General features: G+C 70.4%; 17 protein-coding genes. 9 read left to right on the top strand and 8 right to left on the bottom strand.

Annotated elements, in window-relative coordinates; genetic code table 11:
* The first annotated feature begins 1 nt into the window (after window position 1).
* From ACZ5IK_RS44615 to ACZ5IK_RS44595, 5 genes are read left to right on the top strand one after another with little or no spacing between them, the layout of a single operon-like run.
* Window positions 2-1,768, top strand: a complete 1,767-nt coding sequence (locus ACZ5IK_RS44615) for a nickel-dependent hydrogenase large subunit (protein WP_465493265.1) — start codon at window positions 2-4, stop codon at window positions 1,766-1,768.
* Window positions 1,769-1,777: 9 nt separating this feature from the next.
* Window positions 1,778-2,635: a NifU family protein gene (locus ACZ5IK_RS44610; RefSeq protein ID WP_465493264.1), complete on the top strand. Its 858-nt coding sequence runs from the start codon at window positions 1,778-1,780 to the stop codon at window positions 2,633-2,635.
* Window positions 2,632-3,258, top strand: coding sequence for a DUF5947 family protein (locus tag ACZ5IK_RS44605; protein ID WP_465493263.1), 627 nt, complete (start codon window positions 2,632-2,634; stop codon window positions 3,256-3,258). The genes ACZ5IK_RS44610 and ACZ5IK_RS44605 overlap by 4 nt, the downstream gene beginning before the upstream one ends.
* A 3-nt stretch (window positions 3,259-3,261) precedes the next feature.
* Window positions 3,262-3,912: a DUF6084 family protein gene (locus ACZ5IK_RS44600; protein WP_465493262.1), complete on the top strand. Its 651-nt coding sequence runs from the start codon at window positions 3,262-3,264 to the stop codon at window positions 3,910-3,912.
* A complete protein-coding gene (locus tag ACZ5IK_RS44595; RefSeq protein ID WP_410663600.1) occupies window positions 3,909-4,028 on the top strand; it encodes a DUF6893 family small protein in 120 nt (39 codons plus the stop codon). Before ACZ5IK_RS44600 ends, ACZ5IK_RS44595 begins: the two co-directional genes overlap by 4 nt.
* On the opposite strand, the gene hypF is transcribed toward ACZ5IK_RS44595, so the two are convergent.
* The 3 genes from hypF to ACZ5IK_RS44580 are packed head-to-tail and all read right to left on the bottom strand — an operon-like array spanning window position 3,984 to window position 8,673.
* On the bottom strand, window positions 3,984-6,296 hold the full coding sequence (hypF, locus tag ACZ5IK_RS44590; protein ID WP_465493261.1) for a carbamoyltransferase HypF: 2,313 nt from the start codon (window positions 6,294-6,296) through the stop codon (window positions 3,984-3,986). The two genes, ACZ5IK_RS44595 and hypF, sit on opposite strands and share 45 nt — an antisense overlap.
* 5 nt (window positions 6,297-6,301) lie before the next feature.
* Window positions 6,302-7,915, bottom strand: coding sequence for a hypothetical protein (locus ACZ5IK_RS44585; protein WP_465493260.1), 1,614 nt, complete (start codon window positions 7,913-7,915; stop codon window positions 6,302-6,304).
* Window positions 7,900-8,673: an ABC transporter ATP-binding protein gene (locus tag ACZ5IK_RS44580; protein WP_465493259.1), complete on the bottom strand. Its 774-nt coding sequence runs from the start codon at window positions 8,671-8,673 to the stop codon at window positions 7,900-7,902. Before ACZ5IK_RS44580 ends, ACZ5IK_RS44585 begins: the two co-directional genes overlap by 16 nt.
* Window positions 8,674-8,792: 119 nt before the next feature.
* On the opposite strand from ACZ5IK_RS44580, the gene ACZ5IK_RS44575 reads away from it, so the two are divergent.
* The 4 genes from ACZ5IK_RS44575 (at window position 8,793) to ACZ5IK_RS44560 (ending at window position 12,169) form a co-directional block, all read left to right on the top strand.
* The gene (locus ACZ5IK_RS44575) at window positions 8,793-10,043 is read left to right on the top strand and encodes a sensor histidine kinase (protein WP_465493258.1); all 1,251 of its coding nucleotides are present in this window, start codon (window positions 8,793-8,795) and stop codon (window positions 10,041-10,043) included.
* Complete coding sequence (locus tag ACZ5IK_RS44570; protein ID WP_465493257.1) at window positions 10,040-10,690, top strand: response regulator; 651 nt, start codon at window positions 10,040-10,042, stop codon at window positions 10,688-10,690. Before ACZ5IK_RS44575 ends, ACZ5IK_RS44570 begins: the two co-directional genes overlap by 4 nt.
* A 56-nt stretch (window positions 10,691-10,746) precedes the next feature.
* Window positions 10,747-11,106: an antibiotic biosynthesis monooxygenase gene (locus ACZ5IK_RS44565; RefSeq protein WP_465493256.1), complete on the top strand. Its 360-nt coding sequence runs from the start codon at window positions 10,747-10,749 to the stop codon at window positions 11,104-11,106.
* Between the two features lie 109 nt (window positions 11,107-11,215).
* Window positions 11,216-12,169, top strand: a complete 954-nt coding sequence (locus ACZ5IK_RS44560) for an Acg family FMN-binding oxidoreductase (protein WP_465493255.1) — start codon at window positions 11,216-11,218, stop codon at window positions 12,167-12,169.
* Window positions 12,170-12,178: 9 nt separating this feature from the next.
* On the opposite strand, the gene ACZ5IK_RS44555 is transcribed toward ACZ5IK_RS44560, so the two are convergent.
* The 5 genes from ACZ5IK_RS44555 to ACZ5IK_RS44535 all read right to left on the bottom strand — a co-directional run bounded on the left by ACZ5IK_RS44555 (window position 12,179) and on the right by ACZ5IK_RS44535 (window position 15,725).
* Window positions 12,179-13,060, bottom strand: coding sequence for a DJ-1/PfpI family protein (locus tag ACZ5IK_RS44555; RefSeq protein WP_465493254.1), 882 nt, complete (start codon window positions 13,058-13,060; stop codon window positions 12,179-12,181).
* The gene (locus tag ACZ5IK_RS44550) at window positions 13,057-13,491 is read right to left on the bottom strand and encodes a hypothetical protein (RefSeq protein WP_465493253.1); all 435 of its coding nucleotides are present in this window, start codon (window positions 13,489-13,491) and stop codon (window positions 13,057-13,059) included. Before ACZ5IK_RS44550 ends, ACZ5IK_RS44555 begins: the two co-directional genes overlap by 4 nt.
* A gap of 2 nt (window positions 13,492-13,493) precedes the next feature.
* Window positions 13,494-13,892 (bottom strand): hypothetical protein, encoded by a 399-nt coding sequence (locus ACZ5IK_RS44545; RefSeq protein WP_465493252.1) that lies wholly within the window; start codon window positions 13,890-13,892, stop codon window positions 13,494-13,496.
* A gap of 97 nt (window positions 13,893-13,989) precedes the next feature.
* The gene (locus ACZ5IK_RS44540; protein ID WP_465493251.1) at window positions 13,990-14,625 is read right to left on the bottom strand and encodes a response regulator; all 636 of its coding nucleotides are present in this window, start codon (window positions 14,623-14,625) and stop codon (window positions 13,990-13,992) included.
* A complete protein-coding gene (locus ACZ5IK_RS44535; RefSeq protein ID WP_465493250.1) occupies window positions 14,622-15,725 on the bottom strand; it encodes a sensor histidine kinase in 1,104 nt (367 codons plus the stop codon). The genes ACZ5IK_RS44540 and ACZ5IK_RS44535 overlap by 4 nt, the downstream gene beginning before the upstream one ends.
* Window positions 15,726-15,834: the final 109 nt, after the last annotated feature.

Below are 15,834 nucleotides of genomic sequence, written 5' to 3'. Positions count from 1 at the left end.
GATGACCGATACCCAGAACCCCGGCCTGGTGGAGATGGCGTGGGATCCGATCACCAGGATCGTCGGCAGTCTCGGGATCTACACCAAGATCGACTTCGCCAAGAAGGAGGTCGTGGAGTGCCACAGCACGTCGTCGATCTTCCGCGGCTACAGCATCTTCATGAAGGGCAAGGATCCGCGCGACGCGCATTTCATCACCAGCCGCATCTGCGGTATCTGCGGGGACAACCACGCGACCTGCTCGGTGTACAACCAGAACATGGCCTACGGGGTGCGCCCGCCGCACCTCGGTGAGTGGATCATCAACCTCGGCGAGGCCGCCGAGTACATGTTCGACCACAACATCTTCCAGGAGAACCTGGTCGGGGTGGACTACTGCGAACGGATGGTCGCCGAGACCAACCCGGGTGTCCTCGAACTGGCCAACCGCACGGAATCCCCGCACGCGGCCGAACACGGGATGAAGACCATCGGCGACATCATGCGGTCGCTGAACCCGCTGGAGGGCGAGTTCTACCGCGAGGCGCTGCACGTCTCCCGCTACACCAGGGAGATGTTCTGCCTGATGGAAGGCCGCCACGTCCATCCGTCCACTTTGTACCCCGGCGGTGTCGGCACGGTCGCGACGGTGCAGTTGTTCACCGACTACCTGACCCGGCTGATGCGCTACGTCGAGTTCATGAAGAAGGTCGTGCCGATGCACGACGACCTGTTCGACTTCTTCTACGAAGCCCTGCCCGGCTACGAGAAAGTCGGGCAGCGGCGGATCCTGCTCGGCTGCTGGGGCAGCCTCAACGACCCCGACCATTGCGACTTCAGCTACGAGAAGATGGAGAACTGGGGACGCAAGATGTTCGTCACCCCGGGCGTGGTGGTCGACGGGAAACTCGTCACCACCAGCCTGGTGGACATCAACCTCGGCATCCGGATCCTGCTCGGCCACTCGTTCTACGAGGACTGGGAAGACCAGGAGATGTTCGTCAAGCAGGATCCGCTGGGCAATCCGGTGGACCGGCGGCATCCGTGGAACCAGCACACCATCCCGCGGCCGGCGAAACGTGACTTCGACGACAAGTACTCGTGGACGATGTCGCCACGCTGGTTCGACGGCAAGGACCATCTCGCGCTCGACACCGGCGGAGGCCCGATCGCCCGGCTGTGGGTGACCGCGCTGGCGGGACTGGTCGACACCGAGTACGTGAAGTCCACCGGGCACAGCGTACAGATCAATCTGCCGAGGACCGCGCTCAAACCCGCGAAGAGCTACGAGTGGAAGATTCCACAGTGGAGCAACGCGCTCGAACGCAACCGCGCGCGGACGTACTTCCAGGCCTACGCGGCCGGGCTCGCGCTGCACTTCGCGGAGAAGGCCTTGGCCGAGATCCGGGGCGGGAACACGAAGACGTGGGAGAAGTTCGTGGTCCCGGACGAGGCGGTCAGCTGCGGGTTCACCGAGGCCGTCCGCGGCGTGCTGTCGCATCACATGGTGATCAAGGGCGGCAAGATCGCGAACTACCACCCGTATCCACCGACGCCCTGGAACGGCAGTGTCCGCGACACCTACGGCACCCCCGGCCCGTACGAGGACGCCGTGCAGAACACGCCGATCTTCGAGGAGAACCCGCCGGAGAACTTCAAGGGCATCGACATCATGCGCGCGGTGCGGAGTTTCGACCCGTGCCTGCCGTGCGGCGTGCACATGTCCCTCGGTACCGGGAAGGTCCTCACGAAGCACCACACCCCGCACGCGTTCAACGGCGAGTACTGAGGGGGTCGGATGCCGACCACGGCGAGCGACACCGGTGACCGGATCGAGGCCTTGCTCGGCGAACTGCCCGACGGACGGGGAAAGCAGGTCGCCGAGGAACTGGTCCGGGTCGTCGTCGGGATGTACGGCGAAGGACTGGAGCGCATCGCCGGGCTGGTGACCCAAGACGTCCTGCTCCGGCTCGCCGGGGACGACCTGGTGGCCGGCCTGCTCGTCCTGCACGACCTCCACCCGGTCGACGTGGACACCCGGATCCAGCGGGCGCTGGACGAGGTCCGGCCCTATCTCGGCTCGCACTCCGGCGGGGTCGAGTACCTCGGGGTCGACGCGGACGGGACGGCGAGGCTGCGGCTGGAGGGCAACTGCCAGGGCTGCCCGTCCTCGACGCTGACCGTGAAGATGGCCATCGAAGGCGCGATCACCAGGGCGGCGCCCGAGGTCGCCGGCGTCGAGGTCGAGGGGGTGACCCCGGAGCCCGAACCGGTGCCACTGCTGCAAGTCGGGATGGGCCCGCCGGACGGCTGGCACGCGCCCGAGCCGTCCGGTTCGCGGTGGAGCGCGGTGCCGGAACCGGGGCCGCCGACCGGGCGGCCGGTGACCGTGTCGATCGACGGCGTCGACGTCCTGTTCTGCTCGGTGCGCGGCACGCTTTACGCCTACCGGGACTCTTGCGGAGCCTGCGGTTCCGGTCTCGCCGAGGCCACTTTGGCGGGCTCGGTCCTCACCTGTGCGGGGTGTGCCGCCCGGTTCGACGTCCGGCTGGCGGGCAAGGGACTCGACGACGGTAGCCGTCACCTCGACCCGTTGCCGCTGCTCTCGGACAGCGACGGGGTGCGGGTCGCCCTGCCCGCGGCGGTGACGTCGTGAGCGGGCACACCGGGCTCCGGCGCTTCGTCGAGCCGGAGAAACCGCCGCCCGCCCGGGCGCCGGAGCCGGAGCGCTGCGAGCTGTGCACCGAGCCGACCGGGCCGGGGCACGGGCACATCGTGGACACCGAACGCCGCGCGATCCTGTGCGCCTGCCGCGGCTGCTTCCTGCTGTTCAGCAGCCCGGAGGCGGGCGGGCGGTTCCGGGCGGTACCGGACCGCTACCTGCACGACACCGGACATCCGCTGACGAGCGCCGAATGGGACGGGCTCGGCATTCCGGTGGGCGCGGTGTTCCTGCTCCGCGGTGACGAGGGCGTCGCCGCGTTCTACCCGAGCCCGGCGGGCGCGACCGAATGCCTCCTGAACCTGGACGCCTGGGCCGAACTGGCCGCGACCCATCCCTTGCTGGCGGCCGCGCGGCCCGAGATCGAGGCGATCCTGGTCCGCCGCACGGACACGACGGTCGACGCCTTCCTGGTACCGATCGACGTCTGCTACCGGCTGGTCGGGCTCGTCCGCGTGTACTGGAAGGGCTTCGACGGTGGCCAGGAGGCCCGCGAACAGATCGACCGGTTCTTCGGCGACGTCCGGGAGAAGTCCCGCGACTTCGGTACGGGGTGAGCCGTGGCGGACCTGGTCTTCGACTGCCTCGACGCCGCGCCCGAACGGTACGGCGTGGTGCCGAGCCTGAACCTGCGGCTGCGGATCGGCGAGGTGACCGGCGAACGGATCGAGGCGATCGCGCTGCGGTGCCAGATCCGCGTCGAACCGCACCGGCGGCGCTACTCGCCGCAGGAAGCCGAGCTGTTGCGGGACCTGTTCGGCGACACCGCGCGGTGGGCCGACACGGTGAAGCCGATGCAGTTCACGACGTTGACCGCGATGGTCCCCGGGTTCACCGGAGCCACCACGCTCGACCTGCCGGTACCGGTCACCTACGACCTGGAGATCGCCTCGACGAAGTACTTCAACTCGGTCTCCGACGGGGTGATCCCGCTGCTGCTGTTGTTCAGCGGCACCGTTTTCAGCATGCGCGAAGGCCGGATGTCGGTCCAGCAGGTCCCGTGGAGCAAGGAGACCTCCTACGGCCTCCCGGTGAAGGTGTGGAGGGAGACCGTCGACCTGCACTTCCCGGGCAGCGCCTGGCTGCGGCTGGACCGGGAGACGCTGAACGCCTTGCAGCGGTACAAATCGCGGCACGCGCTGCCGACCTGGAGCGGCACCGTGGCCGCCCTGCTCGAGGCGGCCGAACAGACGGAAGGGTCTGCGAAATGACGATTCTCGGTTACATCTTCCTGGCCATCCTGGTCCTGCTCGCAGGCGGGATCGTGGTTCTCTTCGTCCTGTCAATCCCCGATATCCGGCGCTATCTCGCGATCAGGAGGATGTAGGTCGCGGGCCGCGGCGACGGCCGCTTGACCGAGACTGATCCCGCCGTCGTTCGACGGCACCTTCGTATGGGTGAGGACCCGGAAACCGTCGTCGGTCAGCAGATCCACGGACCGGTCGAGCAGCAGCAGGTTCTGGAACACCCCGCCGGAGAGCGCGACCGTGCCGACGCCGGTCCGTTCGCGCAGCACGGCACAGCAGCGCGCGATGCCCTCGGCGACGCCGTTGTGGAACCTCGCGGCCACGACGGCGGGGGAGCGGCCGCGCGCGAGGTCTTCCGCGACGGCTCGCACCAAATCGGTCCCGGCGACCACCAGCGGTCCGGTTCCGGACAGGCCCACCGGGTACGCGCCCCGTTCGGCGGGGTCGGCCAGCTGCTCGAGTTCGATCGCGGCCTGCCCTTCGTAGCGGACGGTGTCGCGGACACCGAGCAGGGCCGCCACCGCGTCGAACAGCCTGCCCGCGCTGGAGGTGAGGGGAGCCGCGACCCCGCTCCGGGCCAACCCGAGCACGCCGGACCACGCGGACTCGTTGCGCGTGCGGACGGCCGACAGCGGCGGAGCACCGGCGAAAGCCTCCTCCAGGTAGACCGCGGCCATCCGCCACGGTTGCCTGATCGCCGCCGCGCCACCCGGGAGCGGAACCGGCGCGAGGTACGCGAGCCGCTCGAACCCGACAAGGTCGGCGAGCAGGAATTCCCCTCCCCAGATCGTGCCGTCGGTGCCGAACCCCGTGCCGTCGAAGGCGACCCCGAGCACCGGCCCGGTCTCGCCGTTGTCGGCGAGGCAGGACGCGATGTGCGCGTGGTGATGCTGCACGCCGGTCAGGTCCACGCCGGTCTCCTCGGCGAGACCGAGCGCGTACTTGGTGGAGAGGTACTCGGGATGCAGATCGTGCGCGACCAGCTCCGGGTCGATGTCGAAGAGCCGTCCGAAGTGGACGATCCCGTCGGTGAACGAGCGGAGGGTCTCGAAGTTCTCCAGATCGCCGATGTGGTGGGAAACGAACGCACGGCCGTCTTGGGCGAGGCAGAACGTGTTCTTGAGACCCGCCCCGCAGGCGAGTACCGGCCGCCGTGCCCGCCGGGGAAGCCTGATCGGTGCCGGGACGAACCCCCGTGACCGGCGGAGAACGGTTTCGCGTCCTCGCCACGGCCGGACGACCGAGTCGTCGGTGCGGATGTGGATCGGCCGGTCGTGGGTCAGGTAGGCGTCGGCGATCCCGCGGAGCCGCTCGAAAGCGTCTTCGTCGGTGAAGGCGATGGGCTCGTCGGAGATGTTCCCGCTGGTCAGCACGATCGGCGCGCCGACGGCGGCGAGGAGCAGGTGGTGCAGGGGCGTGTACGGGAGCATCAGGCCCAGGGACCGGGTCCCCGGCGCGACCGACGCCGCCACCGGAGCGCCGTCGAGCCGGGGCAGCAGCACGATCGGCCGTCTTCGGCTCTCCAGTGCGGATCTCCCGGTTTCGTCCACTTCGCACAGTCGCGCGGCTTCGTCCACATCGGACACCATGACGGCGAAAGGTTTGTCCTCGCGGTGCTTGCGTTTCCGCAGGGTCGAGGCCGCGGCCTCGTCGCTCGCCAGTACGGCCAGGTGGTATCCGCCGAGTCCTTTGATCCCCACGACCCGTCCTGCCGTCAGCAACGCCGCTGTCCCGGCGACGGGATCACCCGCGAGCTCTGCTCTCGCGGCGTCCAACAGCCGGAGCCGGGGACCGCAGTCCGGGCAGCAGACCGGCTGGGCGTGGAACCGCCGGTCGGCCGGGTCGTGGTACTCGGCCGCGCACGCCGGGCACAGCGCGAAACCCGCCATGGTGGTGAGCGGACGGTCGTAGGGCACGTCCCGCACGATGGTGAACCGCGGGCCACAAGCGGTGCAGTTGACGAACGGGTAGCCGTACCGGCGGTCCGCCGGGTCGGCAAGTTCGCGCAGGCAGTCGGCGCAGGTGGCGCTGTCCGCGGAGACCGGCGTGCGTTTCGTCCCGCCGGACTCGCTGGCCACGATGGCGAATGCCGGACGGCCGTCCGGCTCGGCCTCGGTCGTGGTCACCCGCTCGATCTCGGCCAGCGCGGGCGCGTCCCGGCTGAGGGCGGACAGAAAGGCGCCGACTTCGGCGATCGGCCCTTCGACCTCGATGAAGACGCCGTTCCCGTCATTGCCGACGAGACCGGCCAGGCCGAGCCGGGTGGCGAGACCGTGCACGAAGGGCCGGAACCCGACGCCTTGCACGATCCCTTCGACCCGGACGGCGCGCCGAATGTGCGCCTCCACCCGGCTCAGTGTTCCCCCTGAGCCGCCCGGCCGCACCCCCCGCGGCCGGGCGGCTCACCGGAGTTGGCGAACGTCTCGGGCAGACGTGCCGCCAACCTGCGGGTCGCGAGGGCGCCACCGAGCCAGGCGCCCGCCACCGCGTTGACGAGGGCCACCGCGAGCGTCGCCGCGCCGAACCAGGCCGGGAGCGAGTCCCCGGCGAAGGTCAGCACCGCGGCCATCGCGGTCGTCGGCGCGGTCGCCCACAGCTGGATCTGGAACGCCGCGAAGATCCCGGCGGTGTTCTCCCCGGCGTCCGTGGCGTTGACGCGCCGATGCGGGTCGACACCGGGTGTCGCGCCGAGCACCGACATCACCAGCGCGGTGCCGCAGCCGACGCCGAGCAGCGCGATCAGCACCGCGAGGATCGGCACGGCGTAGTCGAAGATCCCGGTCACGGCCATCATCGCCGCCGACAGGACGAGCGCGGGCAGTCCGAAAAGGACGGTGATGCCGATCTGGCGGCCGCGGATGTCGGCGCGCACCGACTCCGGGCTCTCGGCCACCACGAGCTGCCACAGCGCGGTGCCGTCCTGGCCGTAGAGGTTCGCGCCGCTGAGCGCCACGGTGAGCGCGACGGCGACACCGGCCAGCCCGGCGACCTCGGGGACACCCGCGATCGCGCCGTAGACCGCGATGAACACGCCGAACCAGATCGCCGAGCGCACTTCCAGGCTCCGCCACGGATCCCGCCACCAGGTGCGGATCTCCTTGCCGACGACGGCGCCGAGCGGGCTCGCGGGCAGCCATCCGGCGCGGCTGCCCAGCGGACGGCGGCGACGCCGGACGGTGCGATCGCCGACATGCGGGGTCAGGAGCGCGATCGCGGCCAGCTTCACCACCACCGTGGCAACGGCGAGCAGGGCGAGCGAACCCAGCGAGGGCAACGGCCGTCCGGCCGCCATCTCCCCGGCGGCGCGCAGCGGCAGCCCGAACGGCGTCCACTCCAGTACCGCCCTGGCGGGGATGGTCCCGAAGCCCTCGCGCAGGAACGCCGGGATCGACTCCAGCACGGGGCGGACGACGACCCAACCCGCCGTCATCGACGAGAGCAGCAGGCCGTACTGGACGGCAGCCAGTTCCACGCCGAGGTGGGTGCGCATCGCCGCGCCCAGCAACGCGTACACGGTCCGCGAGAGCGCCACCACGAACCCGACCAGGAGCACCGCGCAGACGAAGCCGGTGACGGCAGCGGCGATCGCCGTGGCGGAGGTCGCTTCGGCGAGCGCGTACGGGATCAGCGCCAGCGCCGCGATCGTCGTCACCGCGCCGCCGACCCCGGCGAACGCGGACGCCAGGAGACCGGCCCCGAGCCCGCGGCGCGAGAGCGGCAAGAGGGTGAAGTACTCGGGGCGCAGCATCGCGGCGCCGGAGGTGAGGACGGGGCCGATCATCCAGCCCGCGGTCCAGAACGTGAAGACCAGCAGCAGCACGTCGGTGCGGGCGGCGGGCTCCGCGACGAAGACGACCGCCCAGGTCGCCACGGCCGCCAGGATGCCCGCGACGAGGCCGAGCACTCGTTTCCAGCTGTGCGTGTGCCGCTGGATCGCGAGCTTCAGCCGGATCAGGTCGCCAACCACAGCAGGTCCTCCTCCCCGACACCGCGCTCGCCGACGAGCCGGACGAAGACGTCTTCGAGTGTCGAATCGCCGCGCACTTCGGCGAGCGTGCCGCTCGACACCACCCGGCCGTCCGCGATGACGGCCACCCGGTCGCAGAGGTCCTCGACCAGCGACATCACGTGCGACGAGATGACGACGGAGCCGCCGGCGGCGACGAACCGCAGCAGCATCGCCCGCAGCACCCGCGCCGAAACCGGGTCGACGGCCTCGAACGGTTCGTCGAGCACGAGCACCTTGGGCGCGTGCAGCAACGCCGTCGCGAGGCCGATCTTCTTCCGCATCCCGGTCGAGTACTCGATGACGAGCACGCCGCGTTCCTCGGCTTCGTCGAGTTCGAGGATCCGCAGCAGTTCGGCCGCCCGCGAGCGGACGACGGCGGCGTCCATGCCCCGGAGCAGCCCCCAGTAGGTCAGCAGTTCGGCGCCGGTCAGGCGTTCCGGCAGGGCGAGGCCGTCGGGCAGGACCCCGAGGATCGCCTTGGCCCTCGCCGGTTCCTTCCAGACGTCGATGCCGTGGACCACGGCGGTCCCGGAATCCGGCCGCAACAGCCCGACCGTCATCGCGAGCGAGGTGGTCTTTCCCGCGCCGTTCGGGCCGACCAGCCCGGTCAGCGCGCCGGTCGGCACGGTGAGCCCCACCCGGTCGGCGGCGGTCTTCCCGGAGAACGTCTTCGTCAGCCCGTCCAGCCGCAGGGCGGGCACCGTTTCGGTCGACATGGGCTCACGATGGCCGGAGCCGGGGGTGCGGCGCCTCGGTCCGCGGGGCAGACCCGATGGCCAAGTGGCCGCGAAGATCGTGGCCACTTGTCCGGTCCGTCCTTATCTACACTGCGAGGATGGCCGTGACGGTGGACCGCTGGATGCTGCCCGGCGAGCTCGCCCGCGCCGACGAGCCGGGGGAGTCGTCCGGCAAGCGCACGCCCCGCGACTGGGCCGTGGACGTCACGATGTTCGCGATCGCGGCGCTGGTCTGGTTCCTCGAGTTCGAGTACTTCGTGCTCCCGAACGTGCTCGGACTGCCGCCCTGGGCGCAGGTGGGCGACGCGGTCGCGGGCGCGGTGATCTGCCTGGCGATCTGGTGGCGACGGCGGTTCCCGGTCACGAGCGGCTTCCTCGCGGCGACGGCCGGGGCGCTGGCGAACACCGCCGCGGCGGCGATGATCCTGCTGCTGTTCTCCCTCGCGCTGCACCGGGGCTGGAAGCCGGCGGTCCCGATCACGTCGGTGGCGGTGCTGATCAGCGTTCCCTACATCCACGCGTTCTTCCCCGGCGCGGCGGGCCAGCCGCTGCCGTGGATGATCAGCCTGGTGCTCGGAGCGGCGCTCGTGGTGACGGTCGGGATCGGGGTGCGCGCCCGCCGTCAGGTCGTCCTCGCGCTGCGGATGCGCGCGGACGCCGAGCGGCGGGGGCACACGCGCGAACTGGAGGAGAGCCGTCGTGCCGAACGCCAGCGCATCGCGCGCGAGATGCACGACGTCCTCGCCCACCGGATCTCGCTGCTCGCGGTGCACGCCGGCGCGCTGGAGTACCGCACGGCCCAGGCGGAACGCGGCGCCGCGCCGGAACCGTCGGCGGCCGAGGTCCGCGACGTCGTGGCGGTCGTGCGGTCCAATGCCAACCAAGCGCTCGAAGAGCTGCGCGAGGTGCTCGACCTGCTGCGTCAGCAGCCCGACGGTGAAGACGGCCGTGAGGCGCCGCAGCCGACGGTGGCCAGGCTGCCCGCGCTCGTCGACGAAGCCCGGCTCAGCGGCCAGCAGGTCCGGGCCGATTTCCCCGCAGGACTCGAAGACCTGCGCCCACAGGTGCAGCGCACGATCTACCGGATCGTCCAAGAAGGACTGACGAACGCGCGCAAACACGCTCCCGGCGCGGCGGTCGACGTACTGGTGAGCGACGCCGTGGCGGGAGAAGTGCTGGTCCAGGTGGCCAACGCCGCGCCGATCGGCGTCACCACGAGCGAGATCCCCGGCGCCGGAGCGGGACTGACCGGCCTCGCCGAGCGGGTCGCGCTCCACGGCGGAGACCTGATCAGGGAGATCGCCGACGGGGAGTTCCGCATGCGGGCTCGGATACCGTGCGCGTCGTGATCAAGGTGCTCGTGGTCGACGACGACCCTCTCGTGCGTGGCGGACTCCGGCTGATGCTGGGCGGGGCGACCGACGTCGAGGTCGTCGGAGAGGCGGCCGACGGCGCCGACGTGACGGACGCCGTCGGCCGGCTGCGGCCGGACGTCGTGCTGATGGACGTCCGGATGCCGGTGCTCGACGGCATCGCCGCCACCGCGGCGCTCGGCAGGCGCACGGGGGAACCCGCGCCCGCCGTGGTCATGCTGACGACGTTCGACGCCGACGAGACCGTGCTCGCCGCGCTGCGGGCCGGTGCGGCGGGGTTCCTGCTCAAGCACACCCCGCCGGAACGGATCGTCGACGCGGTCCGGCGCGCGGCGGCCGGGGAGCCGGTGTTGTCGCCGGAGGTCACCCGGACCGTGATCGCCATGGCGGCAAGGCAGGGACCGGACCGCGGTTCCGCGCGGACCCGGATGGAGCTGCTGACCGAACGGGAACGCGAAGTCGCGCACGCCGTCGCCGAAGGGCTGAACAACGCGGAAATCGCCGAGCGGCTGCATCTTTCGCGCTCCAGCATCAAGGCGACGATCTCCAGCGCGCTGACCCGGCTCGACCTGACCAACCGCATCCAGCTGGCGATCGTCGCGCATGAGGCAGGTCACTCTTGATCTCCACCTTGGTAGAGGGTGAAACCTGGGGTCACCAACTGCTTCAAGGAGTGAACATGAGCGAGGACAAGGGTTTCTACTCGATCATCGAGTACGCGGTCGACGGCCCCGAGACCCAGGCAGCACTGGTGGACGCCTTCGCCGACATCCAGGACCGCTGGGTCCGATTCTACCCGGGGTACGTCTCGGCGCGGTTCCACGCGAGCATCGACGGGACGCGGGTCTTCAACCTCGTCAGCTGGGCGAGCGAGGCGGACTACCGGCATTTCGAAGAAACGTCGGACACCGCGGGCCGTATCGAGGCCATCCAGGCGGCCCTCGACGGGCTGCCCGGCGAGGTGGAGTCGCGGGTGAGCGCGAACCCGCGCTACCGCGTCGTCCGGGAGATCGGCCCCGGACCTCGGGTGGACGTCTGATCGCGGCGGCCGGGAGGGCCGAAAGTCCCGGTCCGAAAAGGACCACGGCCACTCCCGGCGGCGCCTCCGGCGCGACAGGCTGAGGGACCCTCTCCGGCTAGGAGCCGCGATGATCCTCACTGAAGCACCGGTCGTCACCGCCGCGCTGGAGGCCGCCGTCCGCGCGCCGTCTCCCCACAACACGCAGCCCTGGCTGTTCGAGGTCGGGCAGGACGTCATCGGCGTCGTCCTCGACGAGGATCGGGTTCTCACGGTGTGCGACCCGGACCGGCGCGAGGCGCGGTTGTCCTGCGGCGCGGCGCTGCTGAACCTCGAACTCGCGCTCGCCGTCGCCGGCCGGTCCTGCGACGTGGAGTTGCTGCCGTCGAAGAACCGGCCGGAACTGCTGGCCAGGGTCGAGGTCGGCGCTCGGCACCGGGCGACGGCGGCCGAGCGGCGGCTGGCGGCGTCGATCCGCGCGCGGTACAGCAACCGGCGGCCGTTCGCCTCGACCCCGGTCCCGGCCGGCGCCCGCCACGCGGTGCGGCAGGCGGCCCGCGAAGAGGGCGCGAAGCTGATCCTGCTCGACGAGATCGGTCTGCTGGAGGCCGTCGCGGGGCTGATCCGGCGGGCCGATCACCTGCAGACACTCGACGAAGGTTTCCAAACCGAACTCCGTGCGTGGACCAGGGCAGACGGCAGCGACGACGGTGTCCCGGCCTACGCGGGCGGGCCCCGTCCCTCGGGCGGGCTGTTGCCGGTGCGGCATCACGGGGAGAGCGACCAGGTCCGGGAATTCGAACGCGACCCCGTCGTCGCGGTGCTGACGACGCCGACCGACGGGCCGCTCGCCCAGGTCCGGGCCGGGCGGGCGATGCAGCGAGCACTGCTCACGGCGACGTCGCTCGGTCTCAGCGCGTCGTTCTACTCGCAGCCCATGGAAATCCCGGCCGCTCGCACCGTCCTGCGGTCGCTGCTCGGGGAGACCGAGCACCCGCAGGTCGTTTTCCGGCTGGGCTACGGCTTCCCCGGCACCACCACGCCACGCCGTGGAGTCGACGACGTCACCAGGACCGGACCGTAAGCGCGTTCATCACGCGCGGCGGCGATAGCGGGCACGGATCCCGAGGGCCACGAGAAGTCCGAGGACGGCGAGCCCGAACGGCCGGAGCGTGACCGTCCACGGCCAGGCCGCGCCGTCGAGCGTGAGATGCGAGGACGGGTACTCCAGTGTCCTGGTCGTCCATCGCGTGGTCGCGGTGTCCGTGATGCGCGCCAGGTCTTCGAGCACCGCGTCGAACGGGAAACCCGGTTCGGTGTGCAGGTACACGGGCGAGTGCCCGTCGGCCACGTGCCTCGCGGCGGCGTCGGCACCGGGCACGATCAGCCGGTCGAAATCGCTCGTCATCGCGGCGCGCGGGGCGAAGTTCAGCCCGTGCCGGGACAGGATCGGAGCGCCGTCCAGACCGACGGCCGTCGTCTCGACCGCCAGTGACTCGCCGTAGGTGTCGAACACCGCGGCGAGTTCCAGTTCGCGGATCCCGGTGGTCAGCAGGACACCCAGTCGCGGTTTGTCCCACCGGAAGGCGGTGTTGACCGCGACGACGGTGTCCGCGGCCTCGAAGGTCTTCTGTGTCATCGGTGTGCTCGAGCCGGGGGAGTAGTGCGCCCAGCCGACCGCTTCGGCCGCCTTCCGCGCGGTTTCGGTGCCGGCGATCCGCTCGGTGATCCGCAGCGCCCCGTCGATCCCGGACAGGATCCCTGCCGTGGTCACGATGTTCCCGTCGTCGACGTAGCGTGTGCCGCGAATCCAGTCCACGGCGGGGAATTCGTCCTCGAAGCCACCGATGCGGAACCAGTGCGCGGTGGCGTGGCGTCCGTCGAGGAGCCCGGCCGAGGCGAGCAGGCCCGAGCCGTTGCAGACACTCATGAGCAAGGCGCCCTTCGCCGACTGCTGCCGGAGCCAGTCGGTCACCGGCCGCGTGGTCGGCTCGCCGAGGTCGGCAACGCGGGCACCACCACGACATCCGGGGCGGCCGACGACAACAGGCTGTCGAGGTCGGCGAAACTCAGGTCGGGGATCAGGTCGAGCCCGCCGGTCAAGGTGACCGGCCGTGCCTCCGGCGCGACGGTGTAGACGTTGAACGCGCCGGTCACCGCCAGGACTTCGTAGGGCGCGAGGGTGTCCGAGACGACGGCGCCTTCGTTCCCCACGACGACCACCGCGGTCGGCTTGGCGGGATCGTGCGCGCGGCGGACCGGTGGTGGCGTGGCACCGCCGGTTCTCGGTGTGTAGCGGTTTTCGAAGCTGGCGCCGAGCGTGACACCGCCGAGCGTGAGCGGCAGGGCCAGCGAGGCGACGGTGAACGCGAGCACGGTCAGCGTGACACGGAGGAAAGTGCGCATCGTCAGGCTCCGTACTCGGCGCGACGGCGGAGCATGGCGGCGAGCATCGCGGGCACCATCAGCACGTGCCCGGCCGTCATCAAGGTCCCTCCGGAGACCAGGCCGGTCCAGAAGAAGGGCAGGAAGAGGACGTAGGGCAGGTACATCGCGGCCGACATCTCCGCGATCGAAGCCCAGCCGTGGCGCCGGATCCGCATCCACAACGCCATGCCCAGCGACATGTTCGTCGCCATCACCAGCGCGCTCGCGGTCACGTTCTTCGCCAGATCCGGCCACAGGAACGACCAGACCGGTTCGAGGACGATCATCCCGGCCACCATCGCGAGCAGCATCTCCACGGCGTGGCGGGCGAAGTGCAGGACGGCCCGGTCGCGGGTCTTCGGTTCTGTCGTGTGCTTCATTTCGGCTCCCTCGGTCGGTGCGACGGGAGCAATGTTCGGGCGCGGCGGGGCATGTCGGCAGGTGCCGGAAGTCATGTGCGAGGTCATGTGACCCCGGTCAGAACAGGCCGAGTTCCCTCGCGCGCAGCGCCGCCTGGGTCCGGTCCCGCACCTGGAGCTTGGCGAGCACGCTCGTCACCAGGTTCTTCACCGTGCCTTCGGCGAGGAACAATGTCCTGGCGATCTCCCGGTTGCTGCGGCCGTCCGCGAGAAGCCGGACGACTTCCAGCTCGCGCTCCGAAAGCGGACTCTCTCGGGGCGGGTCAGCGGGCAGCTGGGCCACTTTGGCGACGAGCTTCGCCGCCACCGACGGCTGAAGGACCGACTCACCCCGCTTGGCCGCGACCAGTGCTTCGACCAGCCGCGCCGACGAGACGTCCTTGAGCAGGTAGCCGACAGCGCCGGCCCGCAACGCGGCGAAGACGTCCTCGTCGTCGTCGAACGTGGTCAGCGCCAGCACGCGAACGCCGGGTTGCTCGGCCCGTAACCGGGCGGTGGCCGCGATCCCGTCCAGTACCGGCATCCGCAGATCCATCAGCGCGACGTCGGGACACAGCTCGGCGCAGAGCCGGACGGCTTGCTCGCCGTCGCCCGCCTCGCCGACGACTTCGATCTCGGGCTGAACCTCCAGCAAGGTCGCCAAGGCTTCGCGGAACAACGCCTGGTCGTCGACGAGCAGCACGCGGACGCTCATCCCGGCACCTCCACGGTGAGCGTCAAGCCGTGCCCCTCCGCGGAGTCGACCGACACCCGGCCGCCGAGCCCGGCGACCCGCTCGCGGAGTCCGAGGAGCCCGAAACCCTTGTCCGGTGGGGAATCCCCGGTCAGCCCGAGACCGTCGTCGCGGACTTCCAGCCGGACCCGATCGGTGACGCCGTAGTCGAGCACCACGGTCGCGGCCTTGGCCCGCGCGTGCTTGCGCACGTTGGTCAGTCCCTCCTGGGCCGCCCGGAACAGCGACTCCTCCACGTCGGCGCGGGTATCCCTGGCCGTCCCCTTGACCTCGAACCCGGTCGGCACGCCCGCCGCCGACGCCTCGCCTGCCAGGGCGCGCAACACGTCCGCGAGCGGTTCCGAACGCGGCTCTCGCAACGCCGACACCGACCGGCGGACCTCCGCCAGCGCCTCGCGCGACTGGTCCTGCGCCTTGGCGAGCATCCCGTCGGCTCGTTCCGTGTCACCGGTGCCGATCACCGCGCGGGCGGCCTGCAGCATCATCTGCACGACCGTCAGATGATGGCCGAGTCCGTCGTGGATGTCGCGCGCGACCCGGTTGCGTTCCTGGGTCGTCGCGAGCTGCTCGGCTTGGGCGGCGTAGTCGCGAAGACGTTCGTGCGCCTCGGCCAGCTCCTCCCGTGCCCGCTTCTCCCGGACGATCAACTCGGTCACCACCGCGGCGAACACCATGACCGCCAGCGTCCCGAGTCCCTCGCGGAGTCCGTCCAACGGCGACATCGGCAGATGGATCAACGGGATCAGCACCGCGACCCCGAACGCCACGGGCAACGGCAGCAGCAAGACGGTGTGGCAGACGAGCACCACGAGAAGCAGAACCGTTCCGACAGCGGCGCCCGAAAGCGAGAACAGCGTGAAGCCGAGAGGTAACTGAACGCAGACATACGCGATTGCGAGGGCACGCCCGCGTTTCTGTACCCAGGGGAACCCGACGATCGCGATCGCCGCGTAGACCAGCCCGACGACGAGCGTCGGCAGCACGAGCGTCTCGTAGTTGGCCGAGCCAAGGGGCAACGTCACGTACGCGACGAGGGTCAGCACGGCCAGGGCCCGGTTCACGGACCCACAATAAGCGCAAGTAGTCCTCTAGGGCGTGTTTTAGAAGTGTGTCTTGGTTTGAGATGATCTTCGTGTGGGGCGTGGTGACCTGACGAATGAGCAGTGGGCG

It is taken from the genome of Amycolatopsis sp. NPDC031561, from assembly GCF_055580625.1.
This window is presented reverse-complemented; position numbering and strand designations above follow the sequence as displayed.